13 protein-coding genes and 1 riboswitch are annotated in these 15,294 nt (G+C 61.5%); of the genes, 4 read left to right on the top strand and 9 right to left on the bottom strand.

The annotated features are described in order from the left end of the window. Position 1: 1 nt before the first annotated feature. Together Q0O99_RS06290 and Q0O99_RS06285 are read right to left on the bottom strand one after the other, a co-directional pair. Positions 2-2,191, bottom strand: a complete 2,190-nt coding sequence (locus tag Q0O99_RS06290; RefSeq protein WP_293749640.1) for a molybdopterin cofactor-binding domain-containing protein — start codon at positions 2,189-2,191, stop codon at positions 2-4. Beyond that, complete coding sequence (locus Q0O99_RS06285) at positions 2,188-3,165, bottom strand: tripartite tricarboxylate transporter substrate binding protein (protein WP_293749639.1); 978 nt, start codon at positions 3,163-3,165, stop codon at positions 2,188-2,190. Before Q0O99_RS06285 ends, Q0O99_RS06290 begins: the two co-directional genes overlap by 4 nt. Positions 3,166-3,315: 150 nt before the next feature. On the opposite strand from Q0O99_RS06285, the gene Q0O99_RS06280 reads away from it, so the two are divergent. Beyond that, a complete protein-coding gene (locus Q0O99_RS06280) occupies positions 3,316-3,909 on the top strand; it encodes a 3'-5' exonuclease (protein ID WP_293749637.1) in 594 nt (197 codons plus the stop codon). A 212-nt stretch (positions 3,910-4,121) separates the two neighbouring features. Here the strand turns inward: Q0O99_RS06280 and Q0O99_RS06275 are convergent, their stop codons facing one another. The 3 genes from Q0O99_RS06275 to Q0O99_RS06265 all read right to left on the bottom strand — a co-directional run bounded on the left by Q0O99_RS06275 (position 4,122) and on the right by Q0O99_RS06265 (position 7,570). Beyond that, positions 4,122-4,781, bottom strand: a complete 660-nt coding sequence (locus Q0O99_RS06275; protein ID WP_293749635.1) for an ABC transporter ATP-binding protein — start codon at positions 4,779-4,781, stop codon at positions 4,122-4,124. A 3-nt stretch (positions 4,782-4,784) separates the two neighbouring features. Next, positions 4,785-6,392, bottom strand: a complete 1,608-nt coding sequence (locus tag Q0O99_RS06270; protein ID WP_293749633.1) for an iron ABC transporter permease — start codon at positions 6,390-6,392, stop codon at positions 4,785-4,787. A gap of 92 nt (positions 6,393-6,484) precedes the next feature. Beyond that, positions 6,485-7,570, bottom strand: coding sequence for a thiamine ABC transporter substrate binding subunit (locus Q0O99_RS06265; protein WP_293749746.1), 1,086 nt, complete (start codon positions 7,568-7,570; stop codon positions 6,485-6,487). A 130-nt stretch (positions 7,571-7,700) separates the two neighbouring features. After that, a riboswitch (TPP riboswitch) is annotated at positions 7,701-7,805 on the bottom strand. Positions 7,806-8,067: 262 nt separating this feature from the next. Here Q0O99_RS06265 and Q0O99_RS06260 point away from each other — a divergent pair. Then, on the top strand, positions 8,068-8,718 hold the full coding sequence (locus Q0O99_RS06260) for an exopolysaccharide biosynthesis protein (protein ID WP_293749631.1): 651 nt from the start codon (positions 8,068-8,070) through the stop codon (positions 8,716-8,718). 106 nt (positions 8,719-8,824) lie between these two features. Next, the gene (locus tag Q0O99_RS06255; protein ID WP_293749630.1) at positions 8,825-9,613 is read left to right on the top strand and encodes a class II aldolase/adducin family protein; all 789 of its coding nucleotides are present in this window, start codon (positions 8,825-8,827) and stop codon (positions 9,611-9,613) included. A gap of 24 nt (positions 9,614-9,637) precedes the next feature. On the opposite strand, the gene Q0O99_RS06250 is transcribed toward Q0O99_RS06255, so the two are convergent. Next, positions 9,638-10,540, bottom strand: a complete 903-nt coding sequence (locus tag Q0O99_RS06250) for a DMT family transporter (protein ID WP_293749629.1) — start codon at positions 10,538-10,540, stop codon at positions 9,638-9,640. 222 nt (positions 10,541-10,762) lie between these two features. Here Q0O99_RS06250 and Q0O99_RS06245 point away from each other — a divergent pair, with 222 nt between their 5' ends. Then, positions 10,763-11,650, top strand: coding sequence for a hypothetical protein (locus Q0O99_RS06245; RefSeq protein WP_293749628.1), 888 nt, complete (start codon positions 10,763-10,765; stop codon positions 11,648-11,650). Positions 11,651-11,816: 166 nt separating this feature from the next. Here Q0O99_RS06245 and Q0O99_RS06240 read toward each other — a convergent pair whose 3' ends face one another. From Q0O99_RS06240 to Q0O99_RS06230, 3 genes are read right to left on the bottom strand one after another with little or no spacing between them, the layout of a single operon-like run. Further along, positions 11,817-12,581: a citryl-CoA lyase gene (locus Q0O99_RS06240; RefSeq protein ID WP_293749627.1), complete on the bottom strand. Its 765-nt coding sequence runs from the start codon at positions 12,579-12,581 to the stop codon at positions 11,817-11,819. A 17-nt stretch (positions 12,582-12,598) separates the two neighbouring features. Next, the gene (locus Q0O99_RS06235) at positions 12,599-14,248 is read right to left on the bottom strand and encodes an AMP-binding protein (protein ID WP_293749626.1); all 1,650 of its coding nucleotides are present in this window, start codon (positions 14,246-14,248) and stop codon (positions 12,599-12,601) included. Further along, positions 14,241-15,200: a tripartite tricarboxylate transporter substrate binding protein gene (locus Q0O99_RS06230; RefSeq protein WP_293749625.1), complete on the bottom strand. Its 960-nt coding sequence runs from the start codon at positions 15,198-15,200 to the stop codon at positions 14,241-14,243. The genes Q0O99_RS06235 and Q0O99_RS06230 overlap by 8 nt, the downstream gene beginning before the upstream one ends. Positions 15,201-15,294 lie beyond the last annotated feature (94 nt).

Raw genomic sequence — 15,294 nt, 5'->3', positions numbered from 1 at the left:
GTCATTGCGACGCGTTCAGCGCCTGCAAGATGTGGTCTTGCGACAAGGGCAAGTGGCGAACACGCACGCCCAGGGCATCGAACAAGGCATTGCCCAAAGCGGCCGCCACGGGGGCTTGTACCGACTCGCCCGCCCCCAGCGATGCTTGCTCCGGCTGGTCCAGCACATGGATGGCCAATTCGGGCACTTCGCTGAAACGCAAAATCGGGTAATCGGCCCAGCTTTGGGACGTGATGCGCGTGCGGTCAAACTGAACGGCCTCTTTCAGGGCCCAGCTCATGCCTTGCAAGGCACCGCCTTCGGTTTGGTTGATCACGCCGTCCAAGTCCACCACACGGCCCACATCCACGGCCACATCCAGCTGCAACACGCGCAGCGTTTCGCCGGCCTGCACGCGCGCCAGCACAGCGCACCATGCCGAGGTGTTTTTGTAGCGGGCCCAAGCCACGCCATGGCCCACGCCCTCGGCTTTGGGCTGGTGCCACCAGCTGCTGCGATCGACCACAGCATTCAAAACGGCCAAGCTTCTGGGGTCCTCCATGTGCCATTTTCGAAACACCAATGGGTCTTGGCCACTGGCATGGGCCAGCTCGTCCATGAAGGACTCGATGGCGAACACATTGGCGAACGCCCCCAAAGCCCGCATGGCCGAGGTTCGAATCGGCATGACCGTCAGCCGGTGGTTCACCACATGGGTGTTGTCAAACGAATAACCTGGAATGGCATTGCGGTCCGAGCCGCCTCCTGCGGCCAGCGGCGGGTTGATGGCCAGGGGCAAGGGCTGGCCCTGGGCGCGCTGTGACGCCCCCAGCAAAGTGGGCACCAAGGCGCGACCCGGCCGGGAGCTGTACCCATTGGCCCACAGTTCGTGGTGCCAGTGGCTGATGCGCCCCTGCGCGTTCAAACGGGCCCGGAGCGAGACCAGGTGGGCACTGCCCAGCGGCGCTTGCGACAACTCGTCGGCACGAGACCACACGACCCGCACAGCATCACCGGGCTGGGCCATGGCCAACAGGGCTGCGTCAAACGCCACATCGTCGGCCCCGTTGTGGCCATAGCAACCGGCCCCTTCGACGTGCCGCATCACGATCGCCTGTTTGTCCAGACCCAAGGCCTTGGTCAGGTCATCGCGCAGATTCTGGATGCCCTGGCTGTGGGTCCAGACCTGCAAGGTCTGGCCGTCCCATTGGGCCAGTGCGCAGCAAAGACCAATCGAGGCGTGGGCAATGTAAGGCTTAAGGTACTCGCGCGACAGGCTCACCCCATCATCTTCAGCGCCCAGGACTTCCCCTTTTTGCATGGGGTAAGTGGTTTCATGCGGCGCGCTGCGCAGGAAGTCGGCCAAGGCATGCATGTCGGGCAAATTGGCCGACTCGCGCCAAGCCACTTGCGCTTGCAACTGGGCCAGTGCGGCATCCGCCTCGCGCTCGGTGGCGGCCACGATGCCCATAAAGCGCCCGTCCACCACCAAGTCAATGGAAGACTGGGCCAAGGCATCCAACACATCGGCCGGCACGGGTTGATCGGGGTGGGCCAATTGGGCCGTCAGCGATGGCGCGCGCAGGACACGCCCATGGCGCATGCCAGGCATGCGCACATCGTGGATGAAGCGGGGCTGCCCCATGATCTTTTCGGCCAGGTCGATGCGGCGGACTTTGCCGTGTCCATGCAGCTTGAGCGCTTCCACAGGCTTGGGCTGGGCCAAACCCTGGTATTCCCGGTCCAGACGGATGTCCTTGAGCCAAGTCCAATAATCTCCCAGCGCGCGCCCTTGGGCATCGGTGAAGCGCCCTTGCTCAACGCGCAAGACTTCAAAGGGCAAGCCATGCTGACCGGCCGCTTGCTGGAGAGCCAGAAAACGCACTTCGGCACAGGCGTGGCGAATGGCCGATCCAGAGTCCTGGACTGAAATGCTGCTGCTGGTCATGCCCTCGTCAGGCCCTTCCAGGGTGCTGGCACTCACCATGTGCACCTGGTCCAAGTCCACATCGAGTTCATCGGCCGCAATGATGGACAAGGCAGTCAGAATGCCCTGCCCCAATTCCACCTTGCCTGTGAACACACGCACCCGACCGGGCTGAGAGAAATCGAGCCACTGCGCCAATTGGCGGTTGGTGTGCAAATTGCCGGGCAATACCGGACGACCGTCATTGCGGTCAAAGGTAAAACCTCGCGGGGCCGCTGCCGTCATTGAATGCGTCCAATGCGCTGGATGGTGACGGATGTGCGGGCCAGATCGGCCTTCCAGAAGGTCTCCAGCTCGCTGCCGTCCAGGTAAGCAATTTCTCCGGCGGAGCTTTTGCCGACCGTCTCGACGAATTGGTTGTCCTGAGATGCCGCACGCAAGGCCCGGCGCAAAGCGGCCAGAACATCGGCGGGTGTGCCCGCAGGGGCAAAAAGACCGGTCCAAGGCACAAAGTCAATCGGCACGCCCAATTCTGCGAGGGTCGGCACATCGGGTGCTTGCGCCCAGCGCTTGGCCCCGTACATGGCCAAATATCGCAGGCGACCGCTTTGAACGTGCGGCAAGGCGAGCGTGCGAACGGGTATGTTGAAATCGACTTGGCCCCCCATCAAGGCCGTCAACATGGGCGCCCCGCCCGCGTACGGAATGTGTCGCGCCTCGGTTTGCGTGGCCGCCAGCAGCATCTCGGCGGGGAAATGGCTGATGCCGTAGTTGCCGCTGGACGAATACGTCATGCCTTTGGGATTGGCCTTCAAGGCCGCCGCAAAGTCCTGGTAAGTTTTGTAAGGGCTGTCCGCACGCACCACCAAGCTGACCACATCCACGGTGACCCGGGCCACGGGCACAAATTGATCCAGCGTGAAGGGTGCCTTTTGGCCATTGAGGATGGCCTGTTCCGGAACGCTGGCCACACTCGACAAGGTGTACATCAGGGTGTAGCCGTCTGCCGTGGCATTGGCCACCGCAGCCGCACCAATGGCGCCCGAGGCACCGGGTCGGTTCACGATTGTCACCGGTTGGCCCAAAGCTTTGTCAAGCGAAGGCTTGAGCGCACGGGCCGACAAATCAGCAATGCCACCTGCTGGAAACGGCACGATCAAAGTGACCGGCTTTTGGGGATAAGTCCCCTGCGCCCAAGTTGCCGCAGACCACCCGAGGGCCAACAACACAGAAAGTCTTTTGAAAAATTTCATCACCATGGCTTGTCTCCTTGTCAATCGAATCCAACAAACTTCAGCATTAGCACACCCTTGAGATTATTTGACATGGCCCAGCAGGCGCGTGTCACCTTGGTTTAGCCATGCCCCGCACCGCACAGCCACTATGATGGGCATCCCTTCAAAAGCACCATGTCCACCCAGCTTCCCACCCCCGACAAAGACGCCATCGCCCTGCTCCCGCCTTTTGAGCGACTGGGTCTGGACCGCATCACACTCGTCACCACCGGCCAGCAGGCGCAAAGTGCCTGGGATGCCCTCATGCAAGCGCCTGCCTGGGGGTTTGACACCGAGTCCAAGCCCACTTTCAAGGTGGGTGAGCAGTCAGACGGACCGCACATCCTGCAGTTGTCTACCCCCGAGCGGGCTTGGGTGTTTCAGTTGCACGACCCGGAATGCAGCGCGGTGGCCGCGCAATTGTTGGCCTGCAGCGGCATTGTCAAAGCCGGTTTTGGTTTGGGCGACGACCGCAAGCGCATCGTGCACAAACTGGGCATCGATCCGCAGGGCATTCTGGAGCTCAACACCATTTTTCGCGAACGCGGTTACCGCAAAGACATGGGCGTCAAGGGTGCGGTGGCCGTGCTGTTCAACCAGCGCTTCATCAAGTCCAAAAAAGCCGCCACCAGCAACTGGGCCAACGCCCAACTCAGTGAAGCGCAACTGGTGTACGCCGCCAACGACGCGTATGCCGCCATCCGGGTCTGGCAAGCGCTGGGGATTTGAGGCGCAAGCTATAGATCCTCTGACGGGGCTGCCGCACCAGAAGAAAACCCGCATTCCCCGCAGGTAGGGCCTTCAGGGTCCGACATCCATTCTTTTAGCGAAGCGACATGTGCCATCGGCAGCGGTGCTTCACCGCCATGTCGGACCTGAAGGTGCCGACCTACAAAGACCGACAACCATCGTCTCGCGAATCAACCGGTGTCAATTGGCCATCACCACAAACTGACCAAACCACCGCCTTGCAAACGCCAGGCAGCGCTGGCCATGGCGCGGGCTTCGGCCTCGTCGTGCGTGACCAACAGCGCGCGCATGCCGTGCTCGGCAATGCGCTGGGCAAATTCGGCGCTAAGGCTGTCACGCATCTCAGCATCCAATGCAGAAAACGGCTCGTCGAGCAACAGCGCCCGGGGCTGGGTGATGAGTGCCCGCGCCAGCGCCACGCGTTGCTGCTCGCCGCCGGACAAAGTGGCCACCGGATCGCTGCCCCGCCCCACCAACCCAAAGCGCTGCAGCAGCTCGTTGGCGCGCTCACGCGCTTGGGCGCGCGGCAGACCTTGCTCGACCAAGCCAAAGGCCACGTTGTCCAGCACGTTCAGATGCGGGAACAACACGTAGTCTTGGAACATCAAGGCCAACCGACGCCGCTCGGGGGGCCAGGCGCTGATGTCCTGACCGTCCAGCCAGACACTGCCCGACTCCGGCCATTCCAGCCCCGCGATGATTTTGAGCAGCGTGCTTTTGCCGCTGCCGGAAGGCCCCAACAAGGCCACGGTTTGCCCACGTGCCACTTGCAGGTTCACATCCTGCAGCAAAGGCTGGGGCTGACCGTTGGGGCCGATCCAGTGGTGGTGGATGTGTCGCAGTTCAAGCATGGTTCAAATAGGGTGGGCAGGCCTGGCGCCAGCAGGGGTGGGTGGAGAGGAAACTGCGGCTCGGCCTTCGATGGCCACAAACACCAACAGCGCCAACACCATCAAGCTGGCTGACAGCACCAGCGCCGCGTCCAGATTGGCCGAGCCGGGGCGGCCCAGGCGCTGGTAGATCAAGGTGCTCAAGGTCAGCCACTCGGGCCGCGACATCAACAATGAGACCGCAAACTCGCCCAGCATGGTGGCGGCTGCAAAGGCCACACCCCGGCGCAGGGCCGAAGCCACCATGGGCAGCGTGACGCGCCAAAACACCCGCAGCGGCCGTGCGCCCAACGTGGCGGCGGCTTGGGCGTAGTGCTCGGGCAGGGCGTCGAGGGCTGCCGTCAGCGCTTTGGCCACAAATGGATAGGCCAGCAAAGCATAGGCCGCCACCAAGAGCGGCAAACTGGCCAACCATTGCGGGTACAGCAGCAACAAACCAAAGGCCAGCGCCACCGGCGAAACCACCAAGGGCGCATAGGCACTGGCCCGCCAAGCCAGGCCCCAGCGCGGCCAAGGCCGCAAGGCATGCCCTGCCAAGGCCTGCAGCAAACCCAAGGCCGTGGCCAGCACCAGCGCCAGGCCGGTGAACTGCAGCGTGTTGCGCAAAGCCAGCCAAGTGTCCGGATCGGCCCACACTGCCGCGCCCTGCCCCCACACCGCAGCGCGCAGGCCTTGGCCCAACAGCGCCAACAAGGGCGCGCCGCACAGCAAGCCCCAAGTGCCGAGCGCCAGGGCCCAGAGCGCCCAGATCCACTGGCCCGCCCCCCGCAAAGGACGGCGCACCACCGGCGTGATGCGCGCCGGGTTCGCCAAGCGGCGCTCCACCCAGGCGTAAGCCCAAGCCACGCCCCCGGTCAGCGCCAACATGGCCACGGCAAAAGACGCTGCAGGGCCCAACGCCAACTCGTGCGCGATCAGGGTGTAAATCTCCACCTCCACCGTGGCGAAGCGTTGCCCGCCCAGCACCAAGGCCAAGCCAAAGCCAGTGAAGCAATACAAAAACACCAGGCACACCGCCGAGGCCAACCAAGGGGCCACCACCGGCCACTCGACCCGCCAAAACGCCCGCCATGGCGTGGCCCCCAAGGTGCGTGCCAGCGCCACCTGCTGTGCGCTGACCTGCGCGAGCCCATCCATGCCCGCACGCACCGCCAAACCCAAGTTAAAAAACAAATTGCCCAGCAGCAACAACCCGGGGCCGTCTTGCAGCGACACACCCGCTTGCGCCAAAGGCTCACCCAGCCAACCGCGAGGCCCCCAAAGCGACAACACGCCCAGCGCCGCGACCAGGGTAGGCACCACAAAAGGCAGCAGCAAAGCGCGTTGCCACCACAGCCGCCCGGCAAAATCCAGGCGCGCCAGCACCCAAGCCATGGGCATACCCAGCACCAGACAAGCCACGCAGGTGGCCAAAGCCTGCACCAGCGTCCAGCCGACGCGCCACTGCAGGTGCGCATCGCGCCACCAGGGGTCGGTGTCGGTCATCGCCAGGCCTGGCACCGGCTCACCCCACCAGCCTTGAAAAAACAAGCGCGCGACCGGCATCGCCAGGAACACCAAGGCAAACAGCATCGGCAAAGCAGCCAGCCACAGGGCGTTGCGCCTTGGGCGCAGAGCTGGGCGGTTTGGGGGATTCAGCGCCAGGCCCCAAGACCCAGGCCTTGTCACTTGAGCACCACCTGCGTCCAGCGCTGCTGCCAGCGGGCAGCCTGCGTGCTCAGGGTTTGCAGCGGCAATCGCTCAAATTGGGTGGGCGCCTGGGCGTGTTGCATCACCCCATCGAGCGGCGCACCGGGCTGCACCGGGTACATCCACATGCTGGTTTGCAGCGCCTGCTGCACTGGCACAGAACGCAAAAACTCGATGAACTTCACGCCTGCCGAGCGTGCAGTTGGCGAAGCGCCTTTGAGCAAGGCCGCCCCTTCCACCTGACGGAACACCCCACCCGACAAAAACAGATTGGCTGTGGGCGACGCACCCAGTTTGTCCTTGCTGTATAAGACCTCGGCGGCAGGGCTGGTGGCATAACTGACCACCAGAGGCCGGGTGCCGCCGTTGTGGCTGAACTCGGTGTAATAGGCCTCGCTCCAACCCTTGACCACCTTGACGCCGTTGGCGCGCATCTGGGCCCACCAGTCCCAAGCTGCCGCTTCGCCCAGGCCTGCCACTGTGGCCAGCAAAAACGCCTGGCCGGGGCTGGAGGTGGCCGGGTTGGGCACCACCAACAGATCGCGGTAAGCCGGCAGGGCCAGCGCCTGCAAGTTTTGCGGCAGGGCCAGGCCTTTTTTCTGGAACCAGGCTTTGTCGATGTTCAGGCTCACAAAGCCCCGGGTCACCGGCACCACGCCACCGACCACACCGCTGTCGGCCGTGGGGGCTGATGGGTCTTTGGGAAGCGAAGGCCCCTCGGCCATGCCCGCCAGGGCTTTGCTTTGCGCAGCAGCGCCAGGGTAGGCGTCGAGGATGCCACTGGCCAGGGCGCGGGGCAGCAAGGTGTTGTCGATGCCAAACACCACATCGGCCATGGGCGCAGCGCGGCTCAAGATCAACTTGTTCAGCATCTCGCCAGCGTCGCCCCCCTTGATCAGCTGCAGCTTCACGCCCGCATCTTTTTCAAACTGCGCCAGCAAGGGTTGGGGCAAATCAAACGAACTGTGCGTCATGACGCGCAACAAGGTTGGCGTTGAGCTTGAGGACTGATTTGGGAGAGGGTGTTGTGCCAGCGCCTGCCCTGCCGCAGCCCAGACCATGGCGCTGCTCAGCACCCATGCCAGCCCAGTACCCGTCACCAAAAACCGCATTTGCATCGCCAACTGCCTTTCGCTCAATAAGCCGCGAGGGTCATGACAGCAAAGCCGGTCAACGCAAATAGACGATGGGGTGGCATTGGCATCACGCTCCCTACGCTGGCACAACCCAGATCAGGTGAGAGGGGTATGTCTCAGCCCGGGCTGCTCGTGCGGCCAGGCACCCCCGGTGAAGTCGCCGATTGTAGCGAGGGGGTCATAAACGGGCAGCCCATCGATGTCCATGCACCCTGAAGCAACGCCCTCATATCGAATAATCAAGAACATGGGTCCACATTCATCTACTTTTGACTGAAATGGAAAATGCGTATCCTTCCACACTTTGTTAAAGACTCTGGAGGGATCAAAGCCTATGAAGCTCGCACTTTGGTCGGTATTTGGATGGCCCATTTGGGTTGGGACTGGCCTGTTCGGGCGGGTGGAACATCAGTCACTGCGTCATGCACCAGCCTGAAAACCCTGCCGATATGCGCCACCCTTTGGCCCAGCGGCTGCGCGATGCGGCCGAACAACACCGCCATGCGGACAGCGCAGCGCTCACGCAGCGCCTGGACTTTTCTGAACTGATTGACCTGCACGGCGAGTCTTCACTGGCCGTGATGCTGATGCTGCTCGCGGTGTTGAGTGTGCTGCCCGTGGCGGGTGCGGGCACCGTCATGAGTCTGGGCATTTGGGCGATCGCCTGGGCCTGGCTGCGTGCGCACAACAGCGTTCAACTGCCCGCCCGCTTGGGACAGGTCAAGCTCAGCACGCGCTGGAGCGGCCGCTGCCTGCACGGTTTGGCCTGGATTTACGAGATGAGCAACCGCTGTCTGCGCCCGCGTTGGGCCGTGTGGTCACATGCCGGCACCCGGCTGTGGTGGGGCTGCTGGATCGCCTTGATGGGCTTGGTCATTTTCTTGCCCCTGCCGCTGGGCAATGTGCTGCCCGCGTTGAGCCTGATCTTGCTCAGCTTGGGCTGGATGTTCCGCGATGGCCTGGCCTTGCTGCTGTCATGTGCCTCGGGGGCGGCAGCCTTGGGCTATGTGATTTGGTTATGGGAATGGGTAAGCAACGCGGTGCTTCAGGCTTGGACGGGCTTGCCCTGGTAAGGGCGCTGTTTGGGCCCCATCGGCCTGCACTTGCCGCCCAAGTGACAGGCCCAGAGGCGGCGGTTGCCTAGAGTGCAAGTCATTTCAACCCTCGAAAGACCTGCCCATGTCCGCCGCCAACGCCACAGCCACAGCACCAGTCCCAACGCCTGCCCAAGACGACCCCGTGTGGCAAGCCAAGGTGCACCTGGCTGCCGCTTTGCGCTTGGCAGTGCTGCACGACTTTGACGAAGGCATTGACAACCACTTCACCGTGGCTGTGCCGGGGCGTGAAGACCAATACCTGATTTCACCCTTTGGCGTGCATTGGTCTGAGGCCCGCGCCAGCACCATGATGGTTTTCAACGAAGCCGGCGAAACCCTGGAAGGTACAGGCCTGGTGGAGCTGTCGGCGCAATCGATCCACGCCCCGGTGCACCGCCTCACGGGTGCCAAAGTGGTGCTGCACACCCACCAACCTTGGGCGCTGGCTTTGAACATGCTCAAAGCCAACCGCTTGCTGCCCGCCACCCAAACCGCGGCCTTCTTTGCCGGCACCATTGCCTACGACGACCATTACACCGGGCTGGCCGCTGATTTGTCTGAGGGTGAGCGCTTGTCGCAGCTCATGAGCGGTGGCAAAACTGTGCTCTTCATGAAAAACCATGGTGTGATGACGATTGGCGACACCGTGGCGCAAACGTACCGGCGCTTGTACAAACTCGAAAAAGCCTGCCGTACCCAAGTGCTGGCCATGGGCACGGGCCAGCCCCTGAATGTGCTGACCGAATCGGTGATCCAGCGCATCAAAACCCCCAGCCCGCAAGACCGCCACCCCCGCAGCGAACGCGAGCGTCTGTTTTTTGAAGCCATGATGCGGGTGATTGACCGGGTGAACCCGGGTTATGCCGATTGAAGCTGGGAGCGGCTGAGGGCCTACTCAAACGCCGCCTTGGGTGCGAGCGCGTTCACGCCATAAGGTGTACAAACCCGCGCCCACCACCAAGAACGCGCCCCACCACACATGGGCCCCAGGCCATTCGTGCCAAAAGATCCAACCCAACAAGGCCGCCCAAAGCAGTTCGCTGTAATGAAAAGGCGCCACCACGCCCACTGGCGCCAGCCGCAAGGCCCGAAAAGTGCAACGCTGGCCCAGCAACACCAACACAGCCATGAAGCCGATGATCGGCCACATCCCCGGGGCCACCTCCATGGGCACAAAAAACAGTCCCATCGCACCGGCCAAGCCCATGGTCAGGTTCTGCCAGACCAACATCGACAAATCACTCTCGGTGGGTGATAGCCAGCGCACACAGGTCATCGAAGCGGCATAAAAAAATGCCGCTACCAAAGCCAGCCAAGCCCCTAGCCCAAGCGCGCCGTCCATCGCCTGCGGTCCAACGATCAGGCTCACACCCACAAAACCGGCCAGCAGCGCGCCCCAACGGTGCACCCCGACACGCTCCTTGAGCAAGGGCACTGACAACAGCGTCATGAACAACGGCGCGGCAAAACTGATGGCAATCACCGTGGCCAGCGGCAACAGGCGCAAGCTCTCAAAAAACGCCAGCATCGAACACACCGCCAACAAGCCGCGCACCCCATGTGCCCACGGTCGGCGCGTGCGCAAGGCCGACCCGCCCCCGCTGCGCAGCACCCACGGCCCCAACAACACCAGCACCATCGCCGAACGCGCCGCAATCAAGACCGGAATCGACAACTGCGACACCGCATGCTTGGACAAGGCATCCATCACGGACAGCAAGAACACCCCCGCCACCATCCAGGCGATGCCTTGCAACGGGTGATCGAGCCGCAAGGGGGCATCAGTTGGGGGGGTCATGGGTTCAATTGAATGGAAGGCTGTCAATGTGGGACAAAACCGCGCCACCTTTCAGGCATGAGCTCGGAATTGGGTGGAATTTACAGCGTCGGCCACGCAGGGGCAGTCACCTGCATTGCCCAGCAGCCCTGTAGGTGCCTGAAATCTAGCCAAGCAACCCCCTAAAATTGACACTTGTCCCCAACCCCTTGTTCGGGTCTGACCTCCACCGAATTTCCACCCATGTCCGCATCCACGGCGCGCAGCGCCCAACAGTCCCCCACCCCCTCTGTGCTGAACTTAGCCCAGCGCCAATGGCGCGTGCGCAGGCCACGTCCATTCGTGTTGGTCATTGAAGGTGAAGTGGGCCAGGAGGCGCTGGAGCCCAGCGATTATTTGCACGAGCAACTGCTCTTGCCCCAATGGCGCGAGGCCTTTTACCAATTGGTCGATGCCACGGGCCTGGTGGTGTGCCTGAACGTCCACACCCATCACCCCAGCTACCGCGACGTGCGCGGTCGCTCAAGCAAGGGGCGCCTCAGCCAGGGCGAGTACTACCACCACGACGGCTGTTCAGGTCCTGTCAAGCCGCGCTTGGTCGAAATCCGCTGCCCCATTCAGCCGCAAACACGTGGCGTGGCCACCGCCGTGGCACCGCACCACGATGTGGTCAAAGCCATGGTGCAGGTGCTGCCCGCCGAATTGGCCGCCATGCCTGCGCTGGCGGGGCAAGACATGGACACTGTCGGCCAGATGGACAATGCCGCGCTTGACCAGCTGCAAGGCCTGATCACGCGCAGCGTGCGCAAAAAACTCAACGCCGAAGGCGCACGCAGCTACTTTCGCCAAGTGGATGCCGCGGCCAATGCCTACTTTGAACCCTGGGCCTTGGGCGAAAGCCGCTTCATCGCCAACGCGAACCGCGGCGTGACCCTGCAGCACCGCCGCGCCTACCAAACCGCGCACAGGGGCGGCGTGGCCAATGGGCACTTGGTCAAGCGCTGGACGAACGAAGAGCTGCTGCTGCCCGGCCAGGTGGTGGACCCAGCCTTGATTGCGGCGCTGTGCAGCGAAGAAGGTGATGAGGTGGATGGGCAGCGGGCCCAGGGGTGTGACCTCGGGGCGCATTGAAACGGTCATGTCAAACGGGTCAACACTAGCCGACAACCACGCCGGCCATGTGCGGATGATCTGGGCCTGTTCATCAGTTGTCGCACCCGCGTTGGTTCGTCAAGCGTCCTTTCGTTCATCCGGGATGCGATACAGAGGCGTTGTTCTTGACGGAATACGTTGATGACTAATCCGCAGCGTAGGGGATCGCTTCATCAATCGTTTCCCAGATGAACGCTGCTGACGGCTTGAGGCTTTCTTCGAGGATGTGCCCTACAAGTCCAGCCGAGCGGCTCACAACCGCGACCCCACGCATCACCTTCTGGGGAATGCCAATTTCTCCCAAGAGCGCGGCCGATGCGCCTGTCGCATTGATGGTGATGTGCCTGCCGTACACCGCATCAACTTGCGCCGACAAGACCTTGAGGGCCTCGATATAGCGCCCCGATATCATTTCGCCATTCGCCACAGCCAGCATGCGTGGCGTGCGCGGATCGTCAGGCTTGTGGTGCGGATGGCCAAAACCATGCACTGCCTTGCCGGCTTGCTGATGCCGAATGACAATCGCATGCGCACGAGCGTCCATGCCTTCAGGGGCAGTCATCATTTCTTCCAGCAGCCCTGCACATCCTTCCATGGTCCCGATGAAAGTGGTGCCCACACCCAGCAGTCCTGCAGCAACGGCAGCTTGCAGTGCATCTGGCGCGGAGTGATAAATCAGGCGCGTTGCGATAACGCTGGGCGTGATGCCGTGTTCCATCAGCGTAACGAGTACCGCATCAAGGATGCGGACATGCGCTGCAGGCGGTCGTTTGCCCGTGAGCTGCAAGAGAAACATTTCCGTGAAGCTCACCTTTCCGATGAGATCTTCGACTAAATCTTGTCCGCGAACCATGATGCAATTGGCATCTGAAGTCGCAATGGAGGTTGTGGGTTGAGGTTTGGTTCTCATGATGCGTTCCTGATCATTTAACGCGCAATGGTAAATCCAGCGCGTTCGCGATCCCATAGTGCAGACAAGTCGGACTCTGCCTCTCGGCGCAGCTTGTACTTTTCAACTTTCTGGCTGAGCGTCATGGGCATCTCCTCGGCAACCTGCACATAGCGAGGAACCATAAAGTAAGCGAGGTTGTGACTGCAATACTCGAGCAGTGACTCGTGACTGAAGTTTGCCTTTGCACCAGGCTTCAGTGTGACTGTCACTGCCACCTCGTCTTCGCTCGTTTCCGCACGGACCGGGTAGACAGCGACATCTGAGATGGCCGGATAAGTCCGTATCACCTCTTCTACTTCAAAGGCCGAGATGTTCTCGCCTCGTCGACGAATCGCGTCCTTGATGCGGTCGGTGTACCAGATGTAACCATCGGCATCAATGCTTCCACGGTCGCCGGTATGGAACCACAGGTTACGGCGGCTTGCAGCAGTCGCCTCAGGCTGCTTGTAGTACCCGAGTGAGGCGCCCCAAGGGTTGTTGTTACGCATGACGATCTCTCCGGGTTCACCCGGTGCCATGTCAAAGTCGTTCTCGTCCACGACGCGAAGGTCAATGCCTGCCCGCGGCAGCCCGCATGAGCCGAGTTTGTCACGTCGGCTTTTGGTGTTGTAGGCAGCGCCGAGGCAATAGTCGGTCAGGCCGAATGCACTCATGATCGTCATGCCGAAACGCTCCTCAAAACCCTTCGCAAATCCCGGTACGGGGGCGAGATGGCAGCGCCGGACCTGATGGTCAAGATCCAACGGTGAAGGTACCTGTTTCCACAGATAATTCGTGACCGCGCCAACTCCATTGAAAACTGTGGCACCACTGCTGCGGATATGTTCCCAGAATTTGCTGACCGAAAAGCGATGCGTGAGCGCAATGGACGCGCCAGCCATGAGTGAGCCCATCGTGCTGCCCAAAAGTGCATTGCCGTGGAAAAGCGGCAAGAATACATATGCAATATCTTGCGGTGTGTACTCGTGGTGGAAAGCCACATCGCTACCCCAGTAAATGAAGTGCGCGTGCGTGTACATGATGGCCTTGGAGGGTCCGGTCGTTCCGGACGTGAAGAGCAGCATGGCCAGGTCGTTAAAAGCAGGGGCATCAACCGGTAGCTGAGCAGTCGCATCCAGCAGACCTTCAAATTCGTGCATCACATGTTCACCAACCGCATCAATCGGTGAGGCTTTTTGCTGGGTTTCCCCCCGATCGGGGCGCACCACGAAGACATGATGCACCCGGGGTAACAGGTCGCTCGCCTCCAGGAAGCGCGACAAAAGCGACTCTTCGACAATGAGCGCCGTGCAATCCGCATGGTTCAAGAAGTACGCCAATAACTGCCCTTTCGCGGCGGCATTCAGCGGAACCGACACAAAGCCGCAGCGCGCGGGCCCAAGGATGGCCAGGAGCTGTTCTGGACAGTTTTCCATCAGCACGCCAACGTGACTCCCGGCCTCCACGCCGGCAGCGGCAAGTCCCGAACCGACGCGCAGTGTCAATTCGTCCAGTTGGCTGTAACTCATCGTCGCGCCCGTGGGCAGCCAATTCAGAAACGTCTTGTCGCCCCACTGTTGTCCGCGGTCCCGCAGAACGCGGTCTATGGTCGACGTGCGTGCGTCGTAGCCAGGCAACTTATTCATTCTTTGCGCCACTGACTCGAATCAGGTCTTGCCATTTCTTTCGCTCTAAAGGTACGGCCGCACCCCATGCCTGTACGTCTGCGTAATCGCTCTCAAAGCCCTGAGACTTGGCCATGTCGGCAAATTGAGGCGCGCGGATCGCTGTGCCCAATGCGTCAGAGAACTTGCGTATCACCTCGTCAGGCGTCGCGGCAGGCACGAACACGGCATTGAATGAGAAGAACGCGTAGCCAGGCACACCCGATTCGGCAACTGTAGGCAGTTCGGGGAGCGACTGTGAGCGGCGCGGTCCGGTCACGGCAATTGCACGGATACGCCCCGAGGCAAGTTGTGCCTTTGCAGTCGCGAGTGCCGAAAATGAGAAGCTGACCTGACCGCTCAAAGTATCCGTCAAAGCGGCAGCTTGCGTCTTGTAGGGTACGTGAAGAAACTGTGCGCCACTCGCGTGCTGAAAAGCTGCGGCAGAAAGATGTTGAGCGCTGCCGCTTCCAGCCGAGGCATAACTGACCTTGCCCGGACTTTTCTTCGCGGCATCGATGATGTCTGACACTGACTTGAAGGGCGAATCGGCGGGTACGACCAGGACCAGCATCACGCTTGCGAGCCGCGCTACGGGCTTGAAGTCCTTTTGGTCAAAAGGCACCTTACCCATCAGAACTTCGTTGGTGAAGTGACCTGGCCCGGTGAAGAGCCATGTGTAGCCATCGCCAGACGAGCGTGCCACTTGCTCTGTGCCGATCACCCCATTCGCGCCAGCCTTGTGCTCCACCACGATCGGCTGCTTCCACTGGGGCCCCATAACGCCAGCGAGGTAGCGCGTGATGGCGTCGAGGTTTGTACCTGGACCGTAGGGTTGAAGGAAAGTCACCGGACGACTCGGCCACTCTTGAGCCTGAGCGAGTTGCAGCACGGAAGCCGCGAGGGCGATAGCTGCAAAGAGGATTCTTATCATGCTTGTCTCCTGGTGATAAAAAGTTGAAAATATGAAATCGTTTTTACATCGAAATTCAGTCTAGTCATATCAAGTCAAAGAGGCAATCCTGTGG

This window comes from Limnohabitans sp. Rim8 (genome assembly GCF_945901735.1).
Taxonomy (GTDB): Bacteria; Pseudomonadota; Gammaproteobacteria; order Burkholderiales; family Burkholderiaceae_C; genus Limnohabitans_A.
The sequence above is the reverse complement of the archived record's forward strand: the minus strand, read 5'-3'. Positions and strand labels throughout refer to the sequence as shown.

Bases quoted from the DNA above. Each gene is read 5' to 3' on its own strand.
- Q0O99_RS06290 (WP_293749640.1), bottom strand. From the start codon at position 2,191: ATGACGGCAGCGGCCCCGCGAGGTTTTACCTTTGACCGCAATGACGGT.
- Q0O99_RS06285 (WP_293749639.1), bottom strand. From the start codon at position 3,165: ATGGTGATGAAATTTTTCAAAAGACTTTCTGTGTTGTTGGCCCTCGGG.
- Q0O99_RS06280 (WP_293749637.1), top strand. From the start codon at position 3,316: ATGTCCACCCAGCTTCCCACCCCCGACAAAGACGCCATCGCCCTGCTC.
- Q0O99_RS06275 (WP_293749635.1), bottom strand. From the start codon at position 4,781: ATGCTTGAACTGCGACACATCCACCACCACTGGATCGGCCCCAACGGT.
- Q0O99_RS06270 (WP_293749633.1), bottom strand. From the start codon at position 6,392: ATGCTGTTTGCCTTGGTGTTCCTGGCGATGCCGGTCGCGCGCTTGTTT.
- Q0O99_RS06265 (WP_293749746.1), bottom strand. From the start codon at position 7,570: ATGGTCTGGGCTGCGGCAGGGCAGGCGCTGGCACAACACCCTCTCCCA.
- Q0O99_RS06260 (WP_293749631.1), top strand. From the start codon at position 8,068: ATGCACCAGCCTGAAAACCCTGCCGATATGCGCCACCCTTTGGCCCAG.
- Q0O99_RS06255 (WP_293749630.1), top strand. From the start codon at position 8,825: ATGTCCGCCGCCAACGCCACAGCCACAGCACCAGTCCCAACGCCTGCC.
- Q0O99_RS06250 (WP_293749629.1), bottom strand. From the start codon at position 10,540: ATGACCCCCCCAACTGATGCCCCCTTGCGGCTCGATCACCCGTTGCAA.
- Q0O99_RS06245 (WP_293749628.1), top strand. From the start codon at position 10,763: ATGTCCGCATCCACGGCGCGCAGCGCCCAACAGTCCCCCACCCCCTCT.
- Q0O99_RS06240 (WP_293749627.1), bottom strand. From the start codon at position 12,581: ATGAGAACCAAACCTCAACCCACAACCTCCATTGCGACTTCAGATGCC.
- Q0O99_RS06235 (WP_293749626.1), bottom strand. From the start codon at position 14,248: ATGAATAAGTTGCCTGGCTACGACGCACGCACGTCGACCATAGACCGC.
- Q0O99_RS06230 (WP_293749625.1), bottom strand. From the start codon at position 15,200: ATGATAAGAATCCTCTTTGCAGCTATCGCCCTCGCGGCTTCCGTGCTG.